The organism is Pseudomonas fluorescens, from assembly GCF_005938625.1.
In the GTDB taxonomy this organism is placed as follows: Bacteria; Pseudomonadota; Gammaproteobacteria; order Pseudomonadales; family Pseudomonadaceae; genus Aquipseudomonas; species Aquipseudomonas fluorescens_BD.
This window is the reverse complement of record NZ_VCNJ01000040.1, coordinates 150,935-176,713: the sequence shown is the minus strand read 5'-3', so window position 1 is coordinate 176,713 and position 25,779 is coordinate 150,935. Positions and strand designations below refer to the sequence as shown.

General features: G+C 58.7%; 22 protein-coding genes. 10 read left to right on the top strand and 12 right to left on the bottom strand.

Going from position 1 to position 25,779, the window contains the following annotated elements; all coding sequences use genetic code 11:
- The first annotated feature begins 110 nt into the window (after positions 1 to 110).
- The 3 genes from FGA82_RS23080 (at position 111) to FGA82_RS23070 (ending at position 2,456) form a co-directional block, all read left to right on the top strand.
- A complete protein-coding gene (locus tag FGA82_RS23080) occupies positions 111 to 1,484 on the top strand; it encodes a transporter substrate-binding domain-containing protein (protein WP_141128874.1) in 1,374 nt (457 codons plus the stop codon).
- A gap of 116 nt (positions 1,485 to 1,600) precedes the next feature.
- Positions 1,601 to 2,008: a response regulator gene (locus tag FGA82_RS23075; protein ID WP_141128873.1), complete on the top strand. Its 408-nt coding sequence runs from the start codon at positions 1,601 to 1,603 to the stop codon at positions 2,006 to 2,008.
- A 166-nt stretch (positions 2,009 to 2,174) separates the two neighbouring features.
- Positions 2,175 to 2,456: a DUF3509 domain-containing protein gene (locus FGA82_RS23070; protein ID WP_122598066.1), complete on the top strand. Its 282-nt coding sequence runs from the start codon at positions 2,175 to 2,177 to the stop codon at positions 2,454 to 2,456.
- A 176-nt stretch (positions 2,457 to 2,632) separates the two neighbouring features.
- Here the strand turns inward: FGA82_RS23070 and FGA82_RS23065 are convergent, their stop codons facing one another.
- Both FGA82_RS23065 and FGA82_RS23060 read right to left on the bottom strand, forming a co-directional pair.
- Complete coding sequence (locus FGA82_RS23065; protein WP_171057342.1) at positions 2,633 to 3,613, bottom strand: TIGR02285 family protein; 981 nt, start codon at positions 3,611 to 3,613, stop codon at positions 2,633 to 2,635.
- Entirely contained in the window at positions 3,540 to 4,739 is a 1,200-nt protein-coding gene (locus tag FGA82_RS23060) for a CaiB/BaiF CoA transferase family protein (RefSeq protein WP_141128871.1), read from the bottom strand. Before FGA82_RS23060 ends, FGA82_RS23065 begins: the two co-directional genes overlap by 74 nt.
- Before the next feature lie 146 nt (positions 4,740 to 4,885).
- Here FGA82_RS23060 and FGA82_RS23055 point away from each other — a divergent pair, with 146 nt between their 5' ends.
- The 3 genes from FGA82_RS23055 to FGA82_RS23045 all read left to right on the top strand — a co-directional run bounded on the left by FGA82_RS23055 (position 4,886) and on the right by FGA82_RS23045 (position 8,510).
- The gene (locus FGA82_RS23055; protein WP_007908961.1) at positions 4,886 to 5,428 is read left to right on the top strand and encodes a YaeQ family protein; all 543 of its coding nucleotides are present in this window, start codon (positions 4,886 to 4,888) and stop codon (positions 5,426 to 5,428) included.
- Positions 5,429 to 5,482: 54 nt separating this feature from the next.
- The gene (gene recJ / locus FGA82_RS23050; protein WP_141128870.1) at positions 5,483 to 7,192 is read left to right on the top strand and encodes a single-stranded-DNA-specific exonuclease RecJ; all 1,710 of its coding nucleotides are present in this window, start codon (positions 5,483 to 5,485) and stop codon (positions 7,190 to 7,192) included.
- 211 nt (positions 7,193 to 7,403) lie between these two features.
- Positions 7,404 to 8,510, top strand: a complete 1,107-nt coding sequence (locus FGA82_RS23045; RefSeq protein WP_064393243.1) for an NADH:flavin oxidoreductase/NADH oxidase — start codon at positions 7,404 to 7,406, stop codon at positions 8,508 to 8,510.
- A 108-nt stretch (positions 8,511 to 8,618) separates the two neighbouring features.
- On the opposite strand, the gene FGA82_RS23040 is transcribed toward FGA82_RS23045, so the two are convergent.
- Complete coding sequence (locus tag FGA82_RS23040) at positions 8,619 to 10,247, bottom strand: glucan biosynthesis protein D (protein ID WP_116028700.1); 1,629 nt, start codon at positions 10,245 to 10,247, stop codon at positions 8,619 to 8,621.
- 392 nt (positions 10,248 to 10,639) lie between these two features.
- Here FGA82_RS23040 and FGA82_RS23035 point away from each other — a divergent pair, with 392 nt between their 5' ends.
- The gene (locus FGA82_RS23035) at positions 10,640 to 10,825 is read left to right on the top strand and encodes a hypothetical protein (protein WP_007908956.1); all 186 of its coding nucleotides are present in this window, start codon (positions 10,640 to 10,642) and stop codon (positions 10,823 to 10,825) included.
- A gap of 287 nt (positions 10,826 to 11,112) precedes the next feature.
- Here the strand turns inward: FGA82_RS23035 and FGA82_RS23025 are convergent, their stop codons facing one another.
- Positions 11,113 to 11,619: a BRO-N domain-containing protein gene (locus tag FGA82_RS23025; RefSeq protein WP_141128868.1), complete on the bottom strand. Its 507-nt coding sequence runs from the start codon at positions 11,617 to 11,619 to the stop codon at positions 11,113 to 11,115.
- A 437-nt stretch (positions 11,620 to 12,056) separates the two neighbouring features.
- Between FGA82_RS23025 and FGA82_RS32185 the strand changes: the two genes are divergently transcribed.
- On the top strand, positions 12,057 to 12,221 hold the full coding sequence (locus FGA82_RS32185; protein ID WP_160056119.1) for a hypothetical protein: 165 nt from the start codon (positions 12,057 to 12,059) through the stop codon (positions 12,219 to 12,221).
- Here the strand turns inward: FGA82_RS32185 and FGA82_RS23020 are convergent.
- From FGA82_RS23020 to FGA82_RS22985, 8 genes are all read right to left on the bottom strand, one after another.
- Positions 12,218 to 13,702, bottom strand: coding sequence for an APC family permease (locus FGA82_RS23020; protein WP_141128867.1), 1,485 nt, complete (start codon positions 13,700 to 13,702; stop codon positions 12,218 to 12,220). The genes FGA82_RS32185 and FGA82_RS23020 overlap by 4 nt on opposite strands.
- Before the next feature lie 221 nt (positions 13,703 to 13,923).
- The gene (locus FGA82_RS23015) at positions 13,924 to 15,348 is read right to left on the bottom strand and encodes a gamma-aminobutyraldehyde dehydrogenase (RefSeq protein WP_141128866.1); all 1,425 of its coding nucleotides are present in this window, start codon (positions 15,346 to 15,348) and stop codon (positions 13,924 to 13,926) included.
- Between the two features lie 160 nt (positions 15,349 to 15,508).
- Positions 15,509 to 16,336 carry an ABC transporter permease gene (locus tag FGA82_RS23010; protein ID WP_034154841.1) on the bottom strand — a complete coding sequence of 276 codons (828 nt, stop codon included), beginning with the start codon at positions 16,334 to 16,336 and terminating at the stop codon, positions 15,509 to 15,511.
- Positions 16,326 to 17,246, bottom strand: coding sequence for an ABC transporter permease (locus FGA82_RS23005; RefSeq protein WP_432767189.1), 921 nt, complete (start codon positions 17,244 to 17,246; stop codon positions 16,326 to 16,328). Before FGA82_RS23005 ends, FGA82_RS23010 begins: the two co-directional genes overlap by 11 nt.
- Positions 17,247 to 17,262: 16 nt before the next feature.
- A complete protein-coding gene (locus tag FGA82_RS23000; RefSeq protein ID WP_141128864.1) occupies positions 17,263 to 18,300 on the bottom strand; it encodes an ABC transporter ATP-binding protein in 1,038 nt (345 codons plus the stop codon).
- Between the two features lie 279 nt (positions 18,301 to 18,579).
- Positions 18,580 to 19,731 (bottom strand): putative ABC transporter substrate-binding protein YdcS, encoded by a 1,152-nt coding sequence (ydcS, locus tag FGA82_RS22995; RefSeq protein WP_141128863.1) that lies wholly within the window; start codon positions 19,729 to 19,731, stop codon positions 18,580 to 18,582.
- 83 nt (positions 19,732 to 19,814) lie between these two features.
- Complete coding sequence (locus tag FGA82_RS22990; protein WP_141128862.1) at positions 19,815 to 21,272, bottom strand: gamma-aminobutyraldehyde dehydrogenase; 1,458 nt, start codon at positions 21,270 to 21,272, stop codon at positions 19,815 to 19,817.
- A 131-nt stretch (positions 21,273 to 21,403) separates the two neighbouring features.
- Positions 21,404 to 22,318 (bottom strand): LysR family transcriptional regulator, encoded by a 915-nt coding sequence (locus FGA82_RS22985; protein WP_007949637.1) that lies wholly within the window; start codon positions 22,316 to 22,318, stop codon positions 21,404 to 21,406.
- A gap of 214 nt (positions 22,319 to 22,532) precedes the next feature.
- On the opposite strand from FGA82_RS22985, the gene FGA82_RS22980 reads away from it, so the two are divergent.
- Positions 22,533 to 24,887 (top strand): hypothetical protein, encoded by a 2,355-nt coding sequence (locus FGA82_RS22980; protein ID WP_141128861.1) that lies wholly within the window; start codon positions 22,533 to 22,535, stop codon positions 24,885 to 24,887.
- Between the two features lie 150 nt (positions 24,888 to 25,037).
- The gene (locus FGA82_RS22975) at positions 25,038 to 25,760 is read left to right on the top strand and encodes a tellurite resistance TerB family protein (protein WP_141128860.1); all 723 of its coding nucleotides are present in this window, start codon (positions 25,038 to 25,040) and stop codon (positions 25,758 to 25,760) included.
- Positions 25,761 to 25,779: the final 19 nt, after the last annotated feature.

Sequence of the window (25,779 nt, the reverse complement as noted above, 5' to 3'; positions counted from 1 at the left end):
GCTGTCACATTTTGAAGCCCGTCTCCTGACGGGCTTTTTTGTTTGTGCTGCCACACTGCTCGGGTTTTCACCCACGAAGGACGGGTGAGTCGATCACGAAGGAAGTGGCAATGCTGTTTTATAGAGGTTTGAAACCGGCACTGGGTGTGTTGTTTATGTTCGGATTATTGGCGTTGATGCGCTGCAGCGTGGCAGCGCAACTGGCGCTGCACGACGATGCCGGGGCGTCGAGAATCCAGCCCATCGAACTGGCTGCACACGAGCGTCAATGGATTCGCGACAACCCCAAAGTGACGGTGACGTCGGTGCAGTATCCGTTGTATCTGTTTCAGGATGAGCACGGGCAGTGGAGCGGCTTGAACAACGACGTGCTCAAGCGCGTGACGGCGATGACCGGGCTGCAGTTTGTGCATCAGGAGTCTTTTTCCACTGATCACATGCTTGAACGTCTGGAGAGCGGCGCGGCCGATATCAGTACGACCCTGGCCATGAGCGAGGAGCGCAAGGCATTCCTGGATTACAGCCACGCGTTCGGTGGTGCGGGCTGGGTGTTTGTCGGCCGCGCTGACGCACCTCGGCTGGATGCCTTCGAGCAGTTGAGCAAACGCGTGCTGGTGCTACCGGCCCGGCATGCGCTGGAAGACATGATCAGGCGTGACTTTCCCTCAATCGAGATTCGCTCTGTCAAGACCTACGCCGAAGCGCGGGCGCTGGTTGAAAGCGGTGAGGCCTACGCCACCATCGAAAACGAAATTGGCGCGCAGCTTTACCCGCTGGGTTTGCTCAAGGTCGGCGGTCTCGTCGAAGGCAAATGGGAGGCGGATAACCTGGCCGTGCGCAAAGGCATGCCAGTGCTGCTGAGTATTCTCAACAAGGCCCTTGAGGCGTTTCCCGCAGCCGAATTGCGGGCGATCCGCTTGAAATGGCTGGAAGGTATTGCACCGGCGCCCGTGCCCTCAGTCTGGCAGCAGATGCTTGAATGGGGTTGCTGGGGCATGGGCGGGCTTGGCGTGTTCGGTCTGTTGTCGTTGATATGGAATCGGCGTCTGACCGCCGTGATCAAACTGCGGCGCGCGGCGGAAAAGGATCTGGGCGATCAACTGGCATTTCAGCATGCATTGATCGACTCCATGCCGGATCCTGTGTTCGTCCGTGATCTGCAAGGGCGGCTGATCATGTGCAACCGCAGTTATGAGGAAGCGCTCTCGGTTCGACTGGATCAGGTGCTGGGGCGGATGCTGATTGAAGTCAACGCGTTACCCGAAGCCACGGCGCTGATGTTGCACGACGAGTTCATGATGCAATTGCGCACGCGCAAGTCGCGCTTCAGCAAGCGACGATTGCAATTCAACAACGGCCCCCGCGAGGTCTATCAGTGGACGGTGCCGTTCTACAGTGCCGACGGCAAATTGCGTGGGCTCTTGGGCGGCTGGACGGACATCACCCAGCGTCGCGCAGAGAGCGGGTGCCGATGTCCGCATTGAAGATGGGAAATGTCCTATACGACGCGGCTACTTTTCCGATGGGAGGCTTAGGACGGCTGCCCTAGAGTGACAATCACTGCGGTGAGAATCCGCGATTGTCGCTTCAGAGGTCGCTCATGCGCTCGCTTAAAGTCCTGATACTTGAACCCAATCCGTTCCAGCTGATGGCATTGCATCAAATGCTCAATGCCATTGGCATCTATGACGTACTGACGGCGCCGTCGCTGGCGTCGGCCCTGTCTTCACTGGGCCATCGCGGCATTGTCGATATCGCCATTTGCGATCCGCAGCTCAAGGGCGGCGATGGTCTGGCGCTAATCCAACATCTGGCGGTTCAGCAGGAGGCACGCGCGCTGATCCTGCTGGGAACGGTCGCGCCAAGCCTGCTGAACGATCTTGAATCCTTGCTGAGCGAACACAGAATGCGGCTGTTGGGACGCCTGCAAACCCCGGTATCGGCCGTACTGATGCGCGGTTTGCTCGACAGCTACCTGATCGCCGCGTCGCCATCCGTGCGGGTTTGACGGGGACGGTTATTTTTCTGTCATCTTCGCCGTGCATGCTCTGACAGACCGGTGACACTCCAGGAATGGGGCAATCGGTATGCAGAACTTTCTTCTCGGGCCGGTGGTCATTTATTGTGAACACGCCCCAGGCACACAGTTTTCGGACTATTGAGTGGAGATCGAGATGGAAAGTATCAGTCTATTGCTCGGTGAGGCTCTGAGCCCGTATCAGGTTTCGTTGTCTCCAAGCGGTTCCCATGGCGAATGCCTGGTGACCTTGAAGAACAGTCACGGCGCCATCGTGGTGGAACGCGAATTCAATCAGGCACAGTTGACCGACAAGCGCCAGTTGACCGATGTCGTCGACGGTTTGCACCGCGACGTTCTGATCGCTGAAGGACGGCTGGAGCCTTGTGTGATCGCGGCCTTGCGCAACGCAGCACTGGACAAACGTGCGGCGCTGTAAAGATGAAATATTTTTTGTGGGAACCTTCCTGCATCCCTGTCAGTCAGACCACGTAACAGCAGGATCAAGCATTGTGCTCCGGTGCTTGTCGCTTGCTGCTACGGGTCTTTATATAGGCCACGTTTAACCCCGAGTGGTCTCCCCACTTCTCGGGGTTTCTTTTGTCTGCGATTTGCCTATTGCGCGGCCTGGCGTTCGAAGAATGTGCGGGCCTGTTCCAGATAATCCTCACGTCTGTCAGGATCCAGCCAAGCGGCGTAGAGCTGATTCAGGTGTTCATGCGGCAGGGTGCGCAGCAGATGATTGATCTCGCTGATGGCCTGGCGGCCCTGCGTGGTGTCGGAACAGGCGACGTAGCCTGACAGATACTTGCCGTTGCCCTGAATCGGATAGAACTCCAGCTCATCTTCATTGATCTGTGCCTGTTTCGCCTGATAGCGAATCTCCGGCCAATAGCCCAACACCACCTGCAACCGACCGAGGCGCTGCATCGACAGCAGATTGGTCAGCGCATCGTTGCCGTAATGCGCAGTCAACGCACCGCTGGGCGCTTGATGCAAAAGGGTGTCGATGAACTCGCCGTAGCTGCGTTCCGCCACCACACCGACTTTGCGCTCCGTAGCGACCAGCAGCGCCGACAGATCCACTTCACCGTCGACCAGATACGGTTCAAGCACCGAGCGATCTTGCTGGCGCACCACCAGGCCGTTGCTCACGGCGCGGATCGCCGGGATCGAATACGCCACCCACTGCGCCCGCTCCTTGTTCCACAGCAGCGCGGGGTCACAGGCAAACGGGTTTTCATGGAGCATCTGCAGACCACGGGCACGATTGACCCGCATCAGCGTGTGTTCGTATTGCGGCATGCCGGCGATCAGCAACGGCATCAGTTGGTCGATCACGCCCTGGCCCTTTTTCGGGCCTTCGAAAATGGTCAGTGGCGGCAAGTCGCGCAGCAGCCAGATCAACGTCGGTTTCGCCTGCGCCTCGGTCGACACTGCGAGCAAAAACAATAAGCCAAATAGTCGCCACGTCCACCAATGGTGGGCGCGGTTGGCGTGCGATGTCTGCCGGTGTTTCAGTTTAAATGGCTCCGTCTTCGCGCAGCTCGGCGATCTGTCTCTCGTCGTAGCCAAGGTCGTGAAGTACCTGCGCATTGTGTTCACCCAGTTGCGGTCCGACCCATTCTGAACTGCCCGGTGTCTCAGAGAGTTTCGGCACAATGCCCGGCATCTTGAAATCTTTGCCGTCGGGCAGCTTGGCGTGCAGGAACATCTCTCGGGCCAGGTACTGCGGATCGTTGAACATGTCCTCGGCACTGAAGATCCGGCTGGCCGGGACATCGGCCTGATTGAGCAGGTCGAGCACGCTTTGCAGCGGCAGCGAATTGACCCAGCGATCAATCACGCCATACAGTTCGTCGCGGCGATTATCGCGCCCGTCGTTGCTGGCCAGTGTCGGATCGTTGGCCAGGTCTTCGCGGCCGATGATCAGCATGAAGCGTTTGAAGATCGCGTCACCATTGGCGCCGATCTGCACGTGCTTGCCGTCAGCGCTGGTGTGAATCGAAGAGGGCGTGATGCCGGGCATGATGTTGCCGGTGCGCTCGCGGATAAAACCGAACACGTCGAACTCGGGCACCATGCTTTCCATCATCGCGAAAATGGCTTCATACAACGCCACATCGACTACTTGGCCGAGACCACCGTTGACCTCGCGATGACGCAGCGCCATCAGCGCACCAATCACGCCCCACAGCGCGGCAATCGAATCGCCGATGGAAATACCGGTACGCACCGGTGGCCGGTCCTCGAAACCGGTGATGTAGCGCAAGCCGCCCATGGACTCCCCCACCGCACCGAAGCCCGGCTGATCCTTCATCGGCCCGGTCTGGCCGAAACCGGACAGACGCACCATCACCAGTTTCGGATTCAAGGCGTGCAGGGTTTCCCAGCTCAGGCCAAGTTTTTCCAGCACACCGGGGCGGAAGTTCTCGATGAGGATGTCGGCTTCGCTGAGCAGTTTTTTCAGGATCGCCAAGCCGTCAGGGTGTTTGAGGTTTAGCGTCAGCGACTTTTTATTGCGCGCCTGAACGAACCACCACAGCGACGTGCCTTCGTACAGTTTTCGCCATTTGCGCAAAGGATCACCACCGTCCGGCGACTCGATCTTGATCACCTCGGCACCGAACTCGCCGCAAATGCGCGAGGCAAAAGGCCCGGCAATCAATGTACCCAATTCAATGACTTTCAGACCCGAGAGCGGTTTGCTGGTGAACGGCATACTGAATCCTGTAGGACAAGGCTAAGCAGATACAGCGTTTTAACATAGCCGGCTGTCAGACGCCGCAGGTTGATCGCCATCAATTCGATGATTGCCTACCGCATCGGTTAGACTTGCCGACTTTCCTCGTATCAAGAAGCCCGTTCATGGCCCAGCCGTCCACTACCTACAAGTTTGAACTGAACCTCACCGACCTCGACCGCAGTGTCTACGAGAGCGTCAAGCAGACCATCGCCCGTCACCCTTCGGAAACCGAAGAGCGCATGACCGTGCGACTGCTGGCCTACGCCCTCTGGTACAACGAGCAGTTGTCGTTCGGTCGCGGTCTGTCAGACGTGGATGAACCCGCACTGTGGGAAAAGAGCCTGGACGACCGTGTTCTGCACTGGATCGAAGTCGGCCAGCCAGACGCCGATCGTCTGACCTGGTGCTCGCGTCGTACCGAACGCACCAGCCTGCTCGCCTACGGCAGCCTGCGCGTTTGGGAAACCAAGGTGATCCCGGCGATCAAGAATCTGAAAAACGTCAACATCGCAGCGGTTCCGCAAGAAGTGCTGGAAACCCTGGCCAAGGACATGCCCCGCGTTATCAAGTGGGACGTGATGATCAGCGAAGGGACGATCTTCGTCACCGACGACCGGGGTCAGCACGAAGTCCAGTTGCAGTGGCTGCAGGGCGAGCGCGGCTGAAGTCGCGCCACCGCTGAATAATCCTACGTTTTCAAGAGAAGTCTCCGTCACTCCATGCGTATTGAATCTCGTCCGTTACCCGCCACGCTGCCCTTTCTGGGTGAATTGCCTCCACTGCTGACCCGCCTGTACGCGGCGCGGGGCGTGCAGTCCGAGGCTGAGCTGGACAAGAGTCTGGCGCGGTTGATCCCGTTCCAGCAACTCAAGGGCATCGACGCGGCGGTGGACCTGTTGGTGACGGCACTGGAGCAACGCCAGCGCATCCTGATCGTTGGCGACTTCGATGCGGACGGCGCCACGGCCAGCACTGTCGGCATGCTCGGTTTGCGTTTGTTGGGTGCGGCGCATGTCGATTATCTGGTGCCGAATCGTTTCGAATACGGCTACGGCCTGACCCCGGAAATCGTCGAAGTCGCTCTCACCCGTGAGCCGCATTTGCTGGTGACCGTCGACAACGGCATCTCCAGCGTCGAAGGCGTGGCGGCGGCGAAGAAGGCCGGGCTCAAGGTGCTGATCACCGACCACCACTTGCCCGGTGATGAATTGCCGCTGGCCGATGCGCTGGTCAACCCGAACCAGCCCGGTTGCGAATTCCCGAGCAAGGCGCTGGCCGGCGTGGGCGTGATTTTTTATGTATTGATGGCGTTGCGTGCGCGTTTGCGCAGTCTCGGCTGGTACGAGAACAAGCCGCAGCCGAACATCGGCGAGTTGCTCGATCTGGTGGCGCTGGGCAGCGTTGCCGACGTGGTGCCGCTGGACGCCAACAACCGGATTCTGGTGCATCAGGGGTTGGAACGAATTCGCGCCGGTCGCGCACGGCCGGGGATCAAAGCGATTCTTGAAGTGGCCAAGCGTGACGCTGCACGCATTACCTCCACGGATCTCGGTTTTATCGTCGGCCCGCGCCTGAACGCGGCCGGGCGTCTGGATGACATGAGTCTGGGCATCGAATGCCTGCTCACCGCCGACGCCAACCTGGCCCGGGAAATGGCCGTGCAACTGGACGGCATGAACCAGGATCGTAAATCCATCGAGCAGGGCATGCAGCGTGAAGCGCTGGCGCAGCTCAAGGACTTGCCGGTCGAGTCGATGCCGTTTGGTCTGTGCCTGTTCGATCCCGAGTGGCACCAGGGTGTGATCGGGATTCTCGCGTCGCGGATGAAAGAGCGTTATTTCCGTCCGACCATTGCCTTTGCCGATGCGGGCGATGGTTTGCTCAAAGGCTCGGGGCGCTCGGTGCAAGGCTTTCACATTCGCGATGCCTTGAGCGTGGTCGCGGCGCAGCACCCAAACCTGATCGCCAAGTACGGTGGCCACGCAATGGCGGCCGGTCTGACCTTGCCGCAGGAGAATTTTCCGCTGTTCGCCGAGGCCTTTGACGCTGAGGTGCGCAGGCAACTTCGCGAGGATGACCTGACCGGGCGTTTGCTCTCGGATGGCACGCTGGCGGTGGAAGAATTCCACCTCGAACTGGCCCGCGCCCTGCGCCACGCCGGGCCCTGGGGGCAGCACTTCCCGGAGCCGCTGTTTCATGGCGTGTTTCAGTTGGTTGAGCAGCGGGTGGTCGGCGAGCGGCACCTGAAAGTGGTGCTGAAGAGCGAATGTGGCTCGGTGAAGCTGGATGGCATTGCCTTTGGCGTTGATCGCGATATCTGGCCGAACCCGACGATTCAGTGGGTTGAACTGGCTTATAAGCTCGACGTTAACGAGTTTCGGGGTAACGAGTCCGTTCAGTTGATGATTGCCCACATCGAACCGCGTTAAGTCCTTCGCGAGCAGGTCGTTCACACACTGAATCACTCTGAACCCTCCCTCATCCCCGGTTGTCGACTAGGCTCTAAGCACTGCTTGATTGGCCTTGTGACGTCTTGTCGAATTTTTTGCCCGCGGGGGCGGGTGCTGCGCCTTTTTCCTGTCACTCGTCGACTATTCAAACAGAACCCTGGAGCCTGCCCACTGATTTGAGAGGTGCCCCATGAGTCTGCTGCTTGAACCCTTCACTCTTCGCCAACTGACCCTGCCCAACCGCATCGCCGTCTCGCCGATGTGCCAATACTCAAGCGTCGACGGCCTGGCCAACGACTGGCATTTGGTGCACCTCGGCAGCCGCGCGGTGGGCGGTGCCGGTCTGGTATTTACCGAAGCCACCGCGGTCACAGCCGACGGGCGGATCACCGCCGAAGACCTCGGCCTGTGGAACGACGAACAGATCGAACCGCTGCAACGCATCACCCGCTTCATTACGTCTCAAGGCGCGGTTGCCGGCATTCAATTGGCCCACGCCGGGCGCAAGGCCAGCACCCATCGGCCGTGGATCGGCAAGCATGGCAGCGTCAAACCCGATGATGGCGGCTGGACCCCGGTCGGGCCGTCGCCGATTGCCTTTGACCCACAGCACACGCAACCGAAACAGCTGGATGAAGGGCAAATCGCTGACGTCATTCAGGCATTTGTCGATGCCGCCAAACGCGCGTTGAAGGCGGGTTTCAGTGTGGTTGAGGTGCACGCGGCGCATGGTTATCTGCTGCATCAGTTTCTATCGCCGTTGAGTAATCAGCGTCGCGATCAATATGGTGGTTCGTTTGAAAACCGTATTCGGCTGGTGCTGCAAGTCACCGAAGCGGTGAGGGCGGTCTGGCCTGAGGAGTTGCCGCTGTTTGTCCGCGTGTCGGCCACTGACTGGGTAGAGGATGGCTGGAACCCGGATGAAACCGTGGAGCTGGCGCGACGCCTGCACACCCTTGGCGCGGATCTTATCGATGTGTCGTCGGGCGGGACGGCGGCCAACGCGGAAATTCCGGTTGGGCCGGGTTATCAGACGCGCTTCGCCGAACGTGTGCGTAAGGAGTCAGGCATCGCCACCGGCACTGTGGGAATGATTACCGAGCCAGCGCAGGCCGAGCACATTCTGCGCACCTGTCAGGCCGACATCATCTTCCTCGCCCGCGAGCTGCTGCGTGATCCGTATTGGCCGTTGCATGCCGACGATGATCTCGGTGGGCGCAAAGCGGTGTGGCCGGCGCAGTACCAGCGCGCGACTCATCGTGATCAGCCGATTCATGAGTCTGATTTGCGCGATTGATTGACGCTCCGTCACCAGCCAATAAAAAACCCGCCATTGAACCGGCGGGTTTTTTTTCTGATTTCCTTGCGCTAATCCGCTGACATGCCCCCTGTAGGAGCTACATCATCAAGGATATTTACGCTTATCCGGCGCCGGCGGGAAGTACTGGTACAACCAGGTCTCGCTCAACGTGCGGTCATTGGTGCGAATGAACAAACGCAGCTCCACCGGCTCAACGCTGTCATTGGTTGGGTACCAATCGAACAGGATCCGGTAACCCTTGATGTCATCCAGCACCAGCACGCTGAAGTCCTGCACCTTGCCGTTCGAGCACGTCACCACCGGCTCAATCCCGGTGCCCTGGGGCAAACGATCCAGACCGCCGCCAGTGAAGTCCACAGCAAAGCGACGCGCCCACACCGGCGGATAATGCTCGCCCGGTGCCCAGCCCTCAACGAAACCGCCCATGCCAGAACGAGTTGCCTGCACCCGCGCCAACGGCGTGCTCACCGGCGGCAGCGCGCTCCAGTAAAGCTTGTAGCCGTAGTTCAGCGAATCGCCGGCAGCCACCGGTTTTTTCGGTGTCCAGAAAGCCACGATGTTGTCGAGGGTCTCGCCGGTGGTTGGAATTTCCAGCAGATCGATGGAGCCCTCGCCCCACGCGGTGGTCGGTTCGACCCACAGGCTCGGGCGCTTGCTGTACCAGTCGACGGTGTCCTGATAGTTGGCGAATTCATGGTCGGTCTGCACCAGACCGAATCCTTTCGGATCGGTGTCGGCAAACGCATTGAACTGCAGCGTCGCCGGGTTGTTCAGCGGACGGCAGATCCACTCGCCGTTGCCGCGCCACATCGCCAGACGATCCGAGTCGTGGATTTGCGGGTGGATGGTGTCGCACATGCGGCGCTCGTGGGTGCCGCAACTGAACATGCTGGTCATCGGCGAGATGCCCAATTGCTCGATCGCCGTGCGCGCATTGATGTGCGCATCGACTTCCATCACCACGCGCTCGGCCTGGCAGTCGATGTCGAAACGGTAAGCGCCAGTGGCACTTGGCGAGTCGAGCAGGGCATACACCACAAATCGGGTGGCGTTCTTGTCCGGTGTCTCGAACCAGAACTTGGTGAAGTCAGGGAATTCTTCGCGTTTTTTCGCGTACGTGTCGATCGCCAGGCCGCGCGCCGAGAGGCCATATTGGCCAGTGGCGTCTACCGCACGGAAATAGCTGGCGCCGAGGAACGACAACACATCGTGACGATCCAGCTCCGGCGCTTTGAACAGCTTGAAGCCAGCAAAACCGAGGTCACCCTTGAGCTGCTGGGTGTCGACTGAAGTGTTTTCATAGTTGAACAGTGCCGGGCGGAAATGCACTTCGCGGGCAGTGCGGGTCTTGGCGTCGACGCTGTACATGCGCACCGGCTGACGGAACCCCATGCCGACGTGGAAGAACTGCACGTCCAGTTGGCCCTTGTTTTCCTTCCACAGCGAATGCTCGCCGTCGTAGCGGATCGCGTTGAAGTTCTGCGGGGTCATGGTCGCCAGGGTTGGCGGCAGCACCTGCTTGGTGTCCTGATAGGCGCTGCCAGCCAGTTGCTTGGCCTGGCGCTTCAGGGCTTCGAAGTCGAAGGCCTGAGCCTCGCCATCGGCGGCGCCGCCATTGGCCGCCCACGCACGGCTGGCCAGCAGGCCAGTGGCCGAAAGACCGGTGTAAGCCGCAATGGCCATGGACGCTTTGAGCAAATTCCTGCGGTGCATAAATACAACCTGTCGTGTGCAATCCCGCGCCGTTCCTGGCACGTGCTGGATCAGAAATAACGGTTCGGACAAGCCTTCGGCCAAACGCAACGGACTATAAACAGATGCCGGCTAGCTTAAACGGTTCGCTCGCAATGCAAAATTCGTTGATTCACCGCGCCAGTGTGTCAATGAAACAAGACATGTCGGTTAAAAATCTGACAGGGCGTTCTGATTTACACGGCATATCTGCTTTTTTCGACTAATTACTCTAAAAACCGCTTTTCAGCGCCGATTTAATTTCTATTCTATGGGCATGACCGGTGCTGACCGGTAGGGCACACGGCGCTGCTGTAAGGGGCAGGGCGATGTGGTGGTTTAGCAATTCTTTGAAGTACTGAAGGACATCGTCCATGGCAAAAATACAAGGTATCACCGACATGCTGGGCATCTTTCCGTGCCTGGGCAGCGGCCGCAAAAGGCGTCGGCTCAGCTCTGACGAAGTGAAGCTGGTGGAGCGTTATCGGGAGCTTTCGGAGAATGACCGGATTGCGATGCGGTATCTGGTGGATGCGATGCGCAGTGTTTCGCGGTTTTAACGCTGGGGTGGGCACCGTGAAAGCCATTTGGCTCTTACGGTGGCCAGGTCAATCAAATTGCCTGCGTCGGCATCGGTGATGCCGACGGCAATGGCTTTCTGAAGATCGGCATTGTCGTTTAGTTTCAGGTAAGAGATCGCAAAGCTTTCATCACAGGGAATGACTTCCTCAATCTGAGGACATTTGAGAACAGTTCTACTCATCTGAATTCAACTCGCTAGAGGGGACACGCTAAACCTGTGGCGAGGGAGCTAGCTTCCTCGCTACAGGTTTTTTGTTTATGAGCCTTAGCTGCAAGTGCTCAGAACCGGATACGGCCGCTGGCCGCGCATCAACTCCGGCACATCCCGCCATTTGACCCACGCCTGCTGCTGCCAGTGCAGCAGCGGTACGGTGACGCCTGCCCAGTGCATCGAACTCAGACTTGGGTGGTTTTCCACTGGACTTGAATGGGTTTCACGCAGCATCGGGATGACTTCATGGCTCAACCACTGGCGCAGGTGACGGTTTTCCGGGACGAAGTGATGGACGAGCAGGGCGAACAGGCCGGACTCGCTGACCATCGCGCAATCGATGATTTCGCCGTCCCGACGCAGAAGGACATGGCGACGCTGATCGGGATCGAGTTTCAGGGTGAGGCGTTCGTTCAGGGGGTAACCCATCAAGCGACCGAGATCTTGCACGCAGAACCAGGCTTCGTGGTCTTGCATGAAGGCGTGGAGGAAGCGGTTGTGGCGGGTGAAGGCGGTGGGGGTGAAGTGCGTTGAAGGTGGATTCTGGATTTGCGTAGACATGTAGTGACTTCCGTTTCGAGTTGGAAAGTCGCCACCAATTCTTCGAAAAATTGGGTGGCGAGCCGAGTGGCGTTCGAAGTCGGGTTACTTCCTGTCGAAACGGTAAAGCCGGAAGGCCCGCGCCACACGGCCCGCCATAAAGCAGAACTGAAGTTGTGAAAAAGCCGCAGTTCAATGGAGGGCATGCAAGCACCGTTTTGACAGTTTCCGGCTTCGACCCCGGATCGCTGAATTAACAGCGACGGGATAAAGCCTATCGGTCAGGCGCTTGCGGCGACAAGTCTACCCTTTCGCCACACATCGTAGGAAATGGGGCTTTTTCAGGCAGGCTGTATCTGTAGGAAATGCCTGTTTTTTTAGATTCCGCTGCTGAACCATCCCTGCACCGAAGATTTTCCTTTATGAGTTAGCAATCGGGAAAAGGGAGAAGCAATTCTGTGAGCAAAGATGAAGCGAAGGGTAAAAAGAGAAAGGTGATCGATCTGGATCGCTTCGAAGCTGTTAGAGGTAAAGCCGATATCAAATGGCGTACTGATGAATTGATGACAGTGCTTCGAGGAGACCCCGGAATCAAATCTCGATTCCGGGGTGATTCTTCTTAGCGACTCACCTTCCAAGCATCCCCAGCCGGCGCCTTGCCATGGTCATACGGCTTGCCAATCCACATATAAACCAGCCCCAAACCAATCACGATCGCGGTGCTCAACACCATCGCATAGTTCACATACCACGCTGCATCCGGCGTACGTGGCCAAGCCATGTTGATGATTGCGCCAACGCCATACACCAGCGCGCCGATGTTCACCGGCCAGCCCCAGGCGCCGAGGGTGAATTTGCCGCTTGGTTTCCAGCCTTTGCTGCGGGCGTACAGCGCGGCCAGCACGATCATCTGGAACGCGAGGTAGATGCCGATGGCGGCGAAGCTGACGATGGTGGCCACGGCGTCTTGCAGGAAGAAGCCGAGGGCGATGATCAGGGCCGGCAGGATGCCGGACACGAACAGTGCGGCAACCGGTACTTGGGTGGTAGGAGAAATCTTTTTCAGCAGTCGGCTGCCGATGACCATTTCGTCGCGAGCGTAGGAGTACAGCAGACGGCTCGCCGCGGCTTGTAGGCTGATGACGCAGGAGATGAAGGAAATCATCACCACGCCCATCACCACTTTCGAACCGACCGGGCCGAAGGCGTTGTTGAGGATGGTGGTGACCGGGTCTTTGTCGGTGCCGTTGATCACCGCTTGCATGTCCGGCACGGCGAGGATCAGTGCGAGGCAGGCGAACATCGCCGCGATGCCGCCGATGTAGATGGTCATGCGCATGGCCACCGGGATTTTTGCGCTCGGGTTCGGGGTTTCCTCGGCAACGTCGCCGCAGGCCTCGAAGCCGTAGTAAAGGAACATCCCCGCCAGCGAAGCAGTGAGGAAGGCCGGCAGGTACGAGCCGTCGACGCTGATGTCGAAGGTGTTGAACAGCACGCTCAGCGGTTGATGGCGTTCGAACACCAGCAGGTAAACGCCGACGATCACTGCGCCAACCAGTTCGCAGAGGAAGCCGAACATGGCGATGCGCGCCAGCACTTTGGTGCCGCTGAGGTTGACCAGTGTGGCGAACAGGGTCAGCACCAGCGCGATGACGATGTTGGTGTTGTTGCTCGGCTCAAAACCGAGCATGGCAGCCAGGTACGGGCCAGCGCCGACCGCAACGGCAGCGATGGTGACACAGAGGGCGATGGAGTAGATCCAGCCGACCATCCATGCCCATTTTTTACCGACCAAGCGGCGTGCCCAAGGGTAAACGCCGCCGGAAATCGGGAACTGCGAGACCACTTCGCCGAAGATCAGGCACACCAGCAATTGGCCGCAACCGACCAGCAAATACGCCCAGAACATCGGTGGGCCACCAGCGGCGAGGCACAGGCCGAAGAGGGTATAAACCCCTACGACGGGTGACAGATAAGTGAAGCCCAAAGCGAAGTTTTCCCACAGGCTCATGCTGCGGTTGAAGTTCGAGGTGTAGCCCAGTTTGCGTAGTTGTTCGGCATCGCTGTCGGCAACGGCTGTGGCGAGATCGGGTGAGGAACTCATGTGTGTTTTGCTCCGTGAAATCGGCAGATTTCGGATGGCCGAGGCCGTGGCGGGGCTTTGTGGGCGCCGCCCGGTTCGGTAGTTATTGTTTTGGGATCCTGGTGGTGCGTAATGCCGGTTTCCTTCCTGAAACCGGGGTGACTCCTTCGCGAGCAGGCTCGCTCCCACAGGGGATTGCATTTCAATGTGGGAGCGAGCTTGCTCGCGAAGCTTTTAAAGGCTTAGTGCTTGAACATCACATGTCGAACCGTGGTGTAGTCCTCCAGCCCATACATGGACATGTCTTTCCCGTAGCCGGACAATTTCTGACCGCCATGGGGCATTTCGCTGACGAGCATGAAGTGCGTATTCACCCACGTGCAGCCGTACTGCAAACGCGCCGACATGCGATGCGCGCGTCCTACATCCGCTGTCCACACGGAGGACGCGAGGCCGTAGTCCGAATCGTTGGCCCACTCCAGTGCCTGCGCTTCATCAGTAAATTTGGTCACCGAAACCACCGGCCCAAACACTTCGCGACGAACGATTTCGTCGTCCTGCTGCGCATCGGCCAGAACGGTTGGTTCAAAGAAGAAACCATTACCGTCGACAGCCTTGCCACCAGTGATCAAACGAATGTGCGATTGCGCCACAGCACGCTCGACAAACCCGGCAACACGGTCGCGATGTTGCGCCGTGATCAACGGCCCCAGCTCAGTCGACGGATCATCCTGCAAGCCGTACTTGATGCTGCTGACCGCCGCGCCGAGCTTCTCGACGAACTTGTCGTAAATGCCTTGCTGGGCATAAATCCGGCACGCAGCGGTGCAATCCTGCCCGGCATTGTAGAAACCGAAGGTACGAATACCTTCAACCGCCGCATCGATATCGGCGTCATCGAAGATGATCACCGGCGCCTTACCGCCCAGTTCCATGTGCATGCGTTTGACGCTGTCGGCAGTGTTGGAAATGATGTTGGCGCCCGTGGCGATGGAACCGGTCAGCGAAACCATGCGCACTTTCGGGTGCGTGACCAACGGACTGCCGACGGTAGGACCGCGACCAAATACCAGATTGAGTACACCCGCCGGGAAGACTTCCGACGCCAGTTCGGCCAGACGCAACGCGGTCAGCGGGGTTTGTTCCGACGGCTTGAGCACCACGGTATTACCCGCGGCCAGCGCCGGGGCGATTTTCCAGGCGACCATCATCAGCGGGTAGTTCCATGGCGCGATCGAGGCGATCACACCCACCGGGTCGCGGCGGATCATTGAGGTGTGGCCGGGCAGGTATTCGCCACCGGCCGAACCGCTCATGCAACGGCTGGCGCCGGCAAAGAAACGGAACACGTCGGCAATCGCCGGGATCTCGTCGTTGAGCGCGGCGCTGTAGGGTTTGCCGCAGTTATCGGATTCGAGCTTGGCCAGTTCTTCGCCGTGGGCCTCGATGGCGTCGGCGAGTTTGAGCAGCAGCAGCGAGCGGTCTTTCGGTGCAGTTTGCGACCACTCGGCGAAAGCGTTGTCGGCGGCGCGCACGGCGGCATCGACCTGGGCTTCGCTGGCTTCGTTGATCTCTACAAGCACTTCGCCACGCGAAGGGTTGAGCACTGGTTGCGCCGGGCCTTCGCCGTTGACCAGTTGGCCGTTGATCAAGAGTTTGGTTTGCATGTCTGTTGTCCTCACTAACGCTTTTATTGTTCTGCCGAAACCGAACCCATGTAGGAGCTGCCGAAGGCTGCGATCTTTTGATCTTGATCTTCAAAGCAACTTCAAAAGATCGCAGCCTTCGGCAGCTCCTACACGAAATTCGGTTTCTTCAGTTATTCGGTTATTTACCGCCGCTACCGGCGACGCTTTCGCCACCGCGCGTCAAGTAATACGCGCCGAGGATCGGCAGCATCGTCACCATCATCACCAGCATGGCGACGACGTTGGTCACCGGCACATCCCGTGGCCGGCTCAGTTGGTTGAGCAGCCACAACGGCAACGTGCGCTCATGTCCGGCGGTAAACGTGGTAACGATGATTTCGTCGAACGACAGTGCAAACGCCAACATGCCGCCGGCGAGCAACGCCGAGCCGAGGTTGGGCAGGATGATGTAGCGAAAGGTCTGCCAGCCGTCGGCGCCGAGATCCATGGAAGCCTCGATCAAACTGTGCGAAGTGCGGCGCAGGCGGGCGATGACGTTGTTGTAGACGATCACCACGCAGAAGGTCGCGTGGCCGACGATGATGGTGAACATCCCCGGCTCGATCCCCAGCGTCTTGAACGTCGCCAGCAGCGCGATCCCGGTGATGATCCCCGGCAGTGCGATCGGCAAAATCAGCATCAGCGAAATGCCTTGCTTGCCGAAGAAATCCCGGCGGTACAAAGCGGCCGATGCAAGCGTGCCGAGCACCATCGCAATCAACGTGGCGATAGCTGCGATCTGCAATGAAAGCTTGATCGACTCCAGTACATCCGGCCGCGAAAACGCCACGCTGAACCAGTGCAATGTGAAGCCCTTCGGCGGAAAGCTGAACGCGGCCTCTTCGGTGTTGAAGGCGTAAAGGAAGATGATCAGGATCGGGAAGTGCAGAAACACCAACCCGCCCCAGGCTGCGATTTTCAGGCCTAGAGAGGCTTTCTCCCCCTGCTTTTCTGAATTAGAGCGCATCGAAGGCCCCCAGTCGTTTGACAATGGACAGGTAAACCGCGATCAACACAATCGGCACCAGCGTGAACGCCGCCGCCATCGGCATGTTGCCGATCGCACCTTGTTGCGCATACACCATGCTGCCGACAAAGTAGCCCGGCGGGCCGACCAGTTGCGGCACGATGAAGTCGCCCAACGTCAGCGAAAACGTGAAGATCGAACCGGCAGCAATCCCCGGAATCGACAGCGGCAAAATCACCTGCATAAAGGTCTGACGCGGCTTCGCGCCCAAGTCGGCAGAGGCCTGCAACAGCGACGGCGGCAGACGTTCCAGCGACGCCTGAATCGGCAGAATCATGAACGGTAGCCAGATGTAGACAAACACCATGAACCGCCCCAGGTGCGAGGTCGACAAGGTGCTGCCACCGACGCCGGGAATCCCCAGAATGAACTGCAACACCGGCTCCAGCCCCAAGTGCTGCACGAACCATTGCGCCACGCCGCCCTTGGCCAGCAGCAACGTCCACGCATAGGCCTTGACGATGTAACTGGCCCACATCGGCATCATCACCGCGATGTAGAAAAACGCCTTGGTCTTGCCCGTGGTGTAGCGCGCCATGTAGTAGGCAATCGGGAACGCGACGATGGCGCTGGCGATCGACACGACGACGGCCATGCTCAGAGTGCGCAGGATGATGTCGAAGTTCGACGGCTGAAACAGCGCGGCGAAATTCGCCAGGGTCAGGTCAGGGGTGACCGCCATGGTGAAGTCGTCGAAGGTGTAGAAACCCTGCCACAACAGCACCAGCAGCGAGCCAAGGTAAATCGCGCCAAACCACAGCAGTGGCGGCACCAGCAGCATCGACAGATACAGGTTCGGCTTGCGGTAGAGCAGATTGGAAAACCTGCGCAACGGCGGCGATGCAGTCATCGCGAGCGTGCTCATGTCACACCCCGCTCGTCACGGTATCGTGCAGCGCAATCATCGCTTCCCGCGCCCAACGCGCGCTCAGGCGCTGGCCGGTCTGGTGTTGTGCGCTGCTGTCGATCCACTGATTGTTGGCGTGACTGATGCTCAGGGTCTGGCCGTTTTCCAGCTTCAGTTCATAACGGGTGGCGCTGCCCTGGTACTGGATGTCGTGGAGCAGGCCGCTGACTTCGATTTCGTGACTGGCGAGCGGGCCTTCGGCAAACCGCACGTGTTCCGGTCGGATCGAAAACGGCTGCGGATGGCCGCTGATTTCCCGGGCCAGATCGCCGCGAATCACGTTCGAGGTTCCGACGAATTCAGCCACGAATGTAGTGGTCGGTTTCATGTACAGATTGCGTGGCGTGTCGACCTGTTCGATGCGGCCCTTGTTGAACACGGCGACGCGATCAGACATCGACAGCGCTTCGGTTTGATCGTGAGTGACGAAGATGAAGGTGATGCCGAGCTGGCGTTGCAGTTTCTTCAATTCGCTTTGCATTTGTTCGCGCAATTTCAAATCGAGCGCGCCCAGAGGTTCATCCAGCAACAGCACGCGCGGGCGATTGACCAAGGCGCGGGCGAGGGCTACGCGCTGGCGCTGACCACCGGATAATTGCACCGGTTTACGGGCGCCGTAACCGCCGAGGGCGACCATGTCCAAGGCTTCTTCGGCGCGTTTGTGCCGCTCGGTTTTGCCGACCCCTTTGACCTTTAAACCATAGGCGACGTTGTCGAGGACGTTCATGTGCGGGAACAGTGCGTAATCCTGAAACACTGTGTTGACGTCTCGCTGGTACGGCGGCAAACCGGCCGCTTCGGCGCCGTGGATACGGATCGAGCCGGCGCTCGGTTGTTCGAACCCGGCGATCAGGCGCAGGCAGGTGGTTTTGCCCGAGCCGGAAGGGCCGAGCATGGAAAAAAACTCGCCGTCCTCGATATCGATGGAAACCCGGTCAACGGCTTTTACGTCGCCGAACTGCCGGGAAACGTTGGTGAACTGGACTGCAAGCGTCATGGTGCGGTGCTCCAAAAAGGCGAAGGCCGTCGCAGCGGCCCTGCCTGGACTTCTGAAAAATCTGAAACGTTTTACGGTTTGCTTAACTCACACATTCAGCGGACGAGATGCGATCCGCTTTTAGCTCCCTCTCCCTCCGGGAGAGGGCGGGGGGGTGAGGGTGGCTTTATTGGCCGTTGCTCTGAGATCAAGGGCAAGGTCAAAAGCTACCCCCTCACCCCAGCCCTCTCCCCCAGGGGGGCGAGGGGGAAAGGGAGCTCGACCGAGTTGCTCCCGGGCTTAGCGGCCGCCCATGATCGCGATGTAGTCCTGAGTCCAGCGGCTATACGGCACAAACTTGCCGCCTTCAGCCTGCGGGGTTTTCCAGAAAGCGATCTTGTCGAACTGGTCGAAACCGTTGGTCTTGCAACCTTCAGCGCCAAGCAACTCGCTCTCCTTGCACGCCGCCGGCACCGCCGGCAACGAACCAAACCAGGCCGCTACATCACCCTGGACTTTCGGCTTCAGCGACCAGTCCATCCACTTGTACGCGCAGTTCGGGTGCTTGGCCTCGGCGTGCAACATGGTGGTATCAGCCCAGCCCGTAGCGCCTTCTTTCGGAATGGTCGAAGCGATCGGCTGCTTCTCGTTCATCAAACCGTTTACCTGATACGGCCAGGCACTCGACGCTACCACGCCTTCGTTTTTGAAGTCGCTCATCTGCACCGTGGTGTCGTGCCAGTAGCGATGGATCAGCGGCTGCTGCGCGCGCAACAGATCGAGCACGGCTTTGTATTGATCTTCGGTGAGTTGGTACGGATCTTTGATGCCCAATTCAGGCTTGGTCGACTTCAGATACAGCGCCGCATCGGCGATGTAGATCGGGCCGTCATAGGCCTGCACACGACCCTTGTTCGGCTTGCCGTCGGGCAGATCCTGCGCCGCGAACACCACGCTCCAACTGCTCGGCGCAGTCTTGAACACGTTGGTGTTGTACATCAGCACGTTCGGGCCCCACTGGTACGGGGTGCCGTAAGTCTGCTGGTTGACCACGTACCACGGCGCATCTTTCAGGCGCGGGTCGAGGGTGTTCCAGTTCGGGATCAGCGCGGTATTGATCGGTTGCACACGTTTGCCGACGATCAACCGCAGCGAGGCGTCGCCGGATGCGGTGACCAGGTCGTAACCGCCCTTGGCCATCAGGCTGACCATTTCGTCCGAGGTCGCAGCGGTCTTCACATTGACCTTGCAGCCGGTTTCTTTTTCGAAACCGGTGACCCAGTCGTAAGCCTTGTCGCTCTCGCCACGTTCGATGTAACCCGGCCACGCAACGATATCCAGCTGACCTTCGCCAGCACCGACAGTCTTCAGCGGCTCGGCCGCTTGCAGGCTGGCACTGGCCAGCAGGGCCGTGGTGATTGCACTGAGCAGTGCGGTCTTGTGCACGAACATGGTTGAACCCTCTTCTTCAAATTATGGTCGGGGCAGTTGTGAACGCGGTGAAGCATGCCGTTGGCGGCTTGTTATTAGCGTAGTCAGAGATGCTGGCCGTGGCGGGCCATGATGTGCCGCACCACGCTGTAGTCCTGCAGCGAATCACTGGATAAGTCTTTGCCGTAACCGGAGCGTTTCAACCCGCCGTGGGGCATTTCGCTGACCAGCATGAAATGGCTGTTGATCCACGTGCAGCCGTACTGCAAGCGCGCGGCAACCTGCATCGCTTTGTCCAGATTTTGCGTCCACACCGACGAGGCGAGGCCGTACTCGGAATCGTTGGCCCAGTCGACGGCCTGCGCGAGTTCGTCGAAACGGGTCACGGTGACTACCGGGCCGAACACTTCGCGCTGGACGATTTCGTCGCTCTGTTTGCAACCGGCGAGCAAGGTCGGTTGATAGTAGAAACCGGCGCCGGAATGCACCGCCGCACCGGTTACGCGTTCGATGTGCGGCTGACCGAGGGCGCGTTCGACGAAACTGGCGACGCGGTCGCGCTGGCGGGTGCTGATCAGCGGGCCGATCTCGTTGTCGGCATCACGTTTGCCGGCGAAGCGCAGGCTGCTGACGGCGGCGCCGAGTTCGGCAACCAATTTGTCGTGAATCCCGGCCTGCGCGTAGATCCGGCACGCGGCGGTGCAGTCCTGCCCGGCGTTGTAATAACCGTAGGTGCGCACGCCTTCGACTACGGCTTGAATGTCGGCGTCGTTGCAGACGATCACCGGGGCTTTGCCGCCGAGTTCGAGGTGCGTGCGTTTCAGGGTTTTCGCGGCGGCCTGGAGGATTTTCTGCCCGGTGACGATATCGCCGGTCAGCGAGACCATGCGCACTTTGGCGTGGCCGACCAAGTGGCTGCCGACGCCTTCGCCGCCACCGCAGATGATGTTGATCACCCCGCGCGGGAGGATTTCAGCCAGCGCTGGCGCCAGAGCGAGGATCGACAGCGGCGTGTGTTCGGAGGGTTTGAACACCAGCGTATTGCCGGCGGCGAGGGCCGGGGCGATTTTCCACGCGGCCATCATGATCGGGTAGTTCCACGGCGCAATCGAGGCAACCACGCCAATCGGATCGCGACGGACCATGCTGGTGTAGCCCGGCAGGTATTCGCCGCTCAACTGACCAGTCTGGCAACGCACCGCGCCGGCGAAGAAACGGAAGACATCGACGGTCGCCGTCAGATCGTCCTGACGCGCCAGATGCAGCGGCTTGCCGCAGTTCAGCGATTCGAGGCGGGCGAGGTGGTCAGCGTGTTTTTCCACGGCGTTGGCGATGTCGAGCAGCATGTTCGAACGTTGCTGCGGCGTGGTGCGCGACCACTCGGCAAAGGCGCGGTGGGCGGCGAGGATGGCGGCTTCGACTTGCTCAGTGCTGGCTTCGGCGATGTGCGTGAGAATTTCCCCAGTGGCGGGGTTGAGAATCGGCTCGACAAAACCTTCCCCGGCGACCAATTCGCCATCGATCAACAACGCGGTACACATCGGGGTTTGCGCGCCAGCCATTTTCCGCGATCTCTTTTCTTGTGTGGCCATTGTTGCTCCCTGATATCGGGAGCCGGCCGTCTTATAGATGCAGCAAGACTAGTGCGCGGCTCCGAGGTCGACAAATTCTAAATACTGAAGGCAGCGTTCGATTAAATAGATGGCTTGCGGCCGCCGTGGGGTTGTTCGCGGGCCACGGTCAGGAATGGATCGACGAGAGCGGGGCGCGCAGTGCCACGGCGCCAGGCCAGACCGACGTCCAGGGTCTGGTTGAGGTCGGCGATAGGTCGCGCTTCGATGATGTCGCCTTCCAGTGACCATGGGCGATAAGTCATGTCCGGCTGGATCGACACGCCCAAACCGGCGGCGACCAGACTTCGTACAGCCTCGGTGGACGCGGTTCTCAGAGTGATTTTCGGTTGCAGCCCGGAACCGCGCCAAAAACGCTGGGCGTTGCGATCCATCTCATCGACGTTGAGTTGAATCAGCGGTTCGCGGGCGACGTCGGCGAGGTTGATGCTGTCGTGTTCCAGCAGTGGATGCTGGGCCGGGAGCCACAAACGGTGCGGTGAGTGGGTCAGGACTTCAGTCTGCAAAGCGTGGCGATCTTCGAGGTTGGAGAGGATCAACACGCCGACATCGATCTCGCCGCTTACCAGCAAATGCTCGATGTAAGGGCGCTCGTCTTCCATCACGCGGATTTCGACGTTGGGGTAGGCACGTTGAAACCGGGTAAGCAAATCTGCCAGGTAATAACCGGCGACCAGACTGGTCACGCCGACGATCAACTGCCCGGCGACCTGATCGGTGCTCTGTTGCAGGCTGCGCTTGGCGTTGTCCACGGTCGCCAGAATCAGGTGCGCCTGGCGCAGGAATTGATGGCCTTGGTGCGTAAGGGTCATGCCCTTGGCGTGGCGGCTGAACAGGCTGACGCCGATTTCCTCTTCCAGTTGCTGGATCGCCAGGGTCAGGGTCGACTGGGAAATGAACGCGGTTTGTGCGGCGGCGGAGATTGAGCCGGTTTCGGCCACGGCGATGAAGTGACGGATCTGACGCAGGGTCATCATGACGGGAATACCCGGTGGGCGATTTAATCGATGGCTCGGACTGTATATCTTTTTAGTCGATGGATCGATTTCCGAAAATGATTCGCCAGTTTGCTCTTGCCATTCGTCGGGAAAGGGCCTCTACCTGTAATTTCTGACAGTTGTCCATCTGGCCCTCATCGGCGCTCACTGATTGCAGAAATTTCTGGCGTTCAATTTGCGATAGGAGATTTACATGGACACGATCCCCACCGGGCAGTCTGATAGCTCAGAACCGGTAGCTCCGACTTGTTTGCCACAAAGTGATGAGCTGATGTCAGGTGTCATGGAGGTGGACAATCAGGTGCTGGCGTTGAGTCCACCTGATCTGCCAGAAGCCACACGACCGGTCAAAGGCGCGCATTTGGGTGTTCCATTGCGCATCTATGATTTGGCGCCGAAAGGCGCAAAAGTCGTCTTCGGTCCGTATCTGAACCAGCGACGGGGCGATACGGTGTTTTTGAATCAGAATGGTCAACCCGGCATCGACAGTGTGCAGACGCTCGCCGAAGACGATGCTGTAACACTGCACATTCCCCATAAGTTACTGCTTCCCGATGTTGTTAACCGGATCACCTGTACCGTGAAGCGGGGCAGTGGAAACATTGGCACCTCCGAGCCACCGCTGGAGTTGCTATACAACAAGGTCCGTCCCGGTAATCAAGACACCACTCCAGGAGACGGCGAACATTCCGAGCTCGAGTTGATCCTGTCCGATGCATTGCGCAACGGCGTTGGCCCGGACTTTCCTGCCGCTGGTGCCCAAGTGTGCGTTTCTTACCCATATTGCCGTGCTTTTGACTGCATTCGATTGAACCTCAACGGCCATGATGTGTACCACTATGTCACCGAGACTCAGGCGCCAGATCCGGGTTCCAGTGATCCGGTCAAGGTCTGTTTCAGCGTCACCCGTGCAGACTTGGAAAGGGCCGGGGATCACCCGAAATTCAGCATCTCTTATACGGTTACCGATCAGTTGGGTAACAATCCCGATCCGGACTCACTCTGGTCGGCTGTGCAAACCATTGATGTGGATTTGGCGGGTAACCGATTGCCCAAGGCTTTGTTGCGCGAAACCCTTGATGGTCCCGACGATGATCCGGATATTGAACTTGAGAAGCTCGGTGAACACTTGCTGATCGTTGTACTCACCAGTGATCCGCGCTTCCTGTTTGGCGATTTGATCTTTGCCACCTTCACCGCAAGAGTCACAGGCAACCCGGACGTTGTCGTTACGGCCACGGGCACCGTCGGCAAAGACCAGTTCGGGCAGAAGCAACCGAGCATTTTAAAGATCGAGAACAAGAGCGTTATCGCTGGTAGTGTCGTGTCGGTGACCTACACACTTATCAGAGAGGGCGCCTCGGTCGGCAACTCGGCAGTCACCACTGCCAAAGTAAAGGGCGAGGGGTTGCCAGTTTTGCTTGCGCCGCAGTTGCTAAAATCGGTCAAACGAGTTCTCGACCCACTGGACTCTGCCAATCTGCAAGGTGCTACGGGTCGGGTCGAAATCGTCGGTTATCTTCCGGGCCCGGACGAAAAATTCCTCCTCATCGTTAAGGGCGCCGCGGGAGCGGGATCTCCAACCTTTGAGGCCAAGCCGCTGAACTCCTACAGTCGGGCCAACTTTCAACTCGACAGTGCATTCATTGCGGCGAATCTCGGCAAGCTGGTGGAGCTCAGTTCTGTGCACCTGCGCGGTGACAAGCCGATTCAGACATCGCCAATACTTGCGGCCACTATCGGGCCCATTACGGACTACCATCCTGACCTGCCGAGTCCGATTATCGGTGATGCGCATGGTGGCGATCTGGACGTCACGCAACTGCACGCGCAAACGCTTCTGGATGTCGGGCAGTGGCCACATCAAGTCAAAAACCAACCAGTCTCGCTCATTTACAGCGGTACAGACCGCGATGGAAAAGTGACGAGTTTCGAGGACAAGGGAATTCTTGCTCCAGCTTCAGGGCTGAGCCGTTCAATACCATTGGATTGGCTTTTCACGCTGGGTGACGCAAGCCAGCTGAGCATCGGTATGAGCGTGAATTATTCGGGCAGCCCTGATGGCAAGCAGGTCGTGAAGTTTCCGAAGAGGATCTATACGGTCAAGACATTGTTGACAGAGAATTTTGATAATGAGCTTTCTCGGACGATCAGAAGGGCAGGTGAGGTGCTGGTTACACCGGTTCTTACCTTCAAACTGTTGACGACTGCGGTTTGGCCTGCTAATCCGGCTATCTCTACACACGCGGAAATAGGCACTGGTGAGCCTGGCAAACAACTTCATTGGTATGTGGTGGCGCAAGAGAAAGCAGATATTACGTTCATTCGGCCATGCCAAAAGGTGAGCTTCAAATTCGTTGCAAATCAACCCCTGAATAGCTATGGCGAAGTTCATTTTTATGACAAAGACGGCCTCTATCTCGGACAAGTCAGACTCGATAGGCCATACAGAGTTATTGAGTTCTCAGGGTTGAATATCAAGAGATTGGAGCTTGTCGCACGAGGTAACGTTGCCTGGGTGTTTGACGATTTTGTTCTGATGCCTTGATGACTGAACACAGTGGGTGGGCTTCTTCAATTTATGGCGCACAAGGAAGAGCTGCAATATCTGGAAGCACACTCACTGGCAGGTCGTGGGCACTTTCGAACTAGGCTGAAGGCCTTATAAAGCCGGATACCCTTGGTTTGGAGGCGTGACATGAACACCCGTGGATTGCTCGATCAACTGCTCAAGTCCGGCCAGGATCTGTTGCAGAACAAGGCCGGTGGCACGCAGAACAAACCGGCTGCCGGTGGCTTGGGCGGTTTGCTCGGCGGCGCTTCAGGCTCCGGGGGCCTCGGCAGTCTGCTGTCAGGTGCAGGTGGTGGTGCATTGGCGGCTGGCGCGATGGGCTTGCTGCTTGGTAACAAGAAAGTGCGCAAGGTTGGCGGCAAAGTCGCGATTTACGGCGGCCTCGCGGCGCTGGGTGTGCTGGCTTACAAGGCTTATGGCAACTACAACGCGCAGAAAGGCACCGCCCCACAAAGTGAACCGCAGACCCTTGATCGTCTGCCACCGGCGCAGGCCGAACAACACAGCCAGGCCATTCTCAAGGCGCTGGTCGCTGCCGCGAAGGCCGACGGCCACATCGATGACCGCGAACGCGAACTGATCGAAGGCGAATTCACCAAACTCGATAACGACCAGGAACTGCAGCACTGGCTGCACGCCGAACTCAACAAACCCCTCGACCCGACCGACGTCGCCCGAGCTGCGAGTACGCCGGAGATGGCGGCAGAAATGTACATCGCCAGTGTGATGTTGGTGGATGAGGAGAGCTTTATGGAGAAGAGCTATCTCGATGAACTGGCGCGGCAGTTGAAGCTGGAGCCGGGGTTGAAGTCGGAGCTGGAGAAGCAGGTGCGCATCGCATCGGCGTAAACCCGGCTGACCCCCTTCG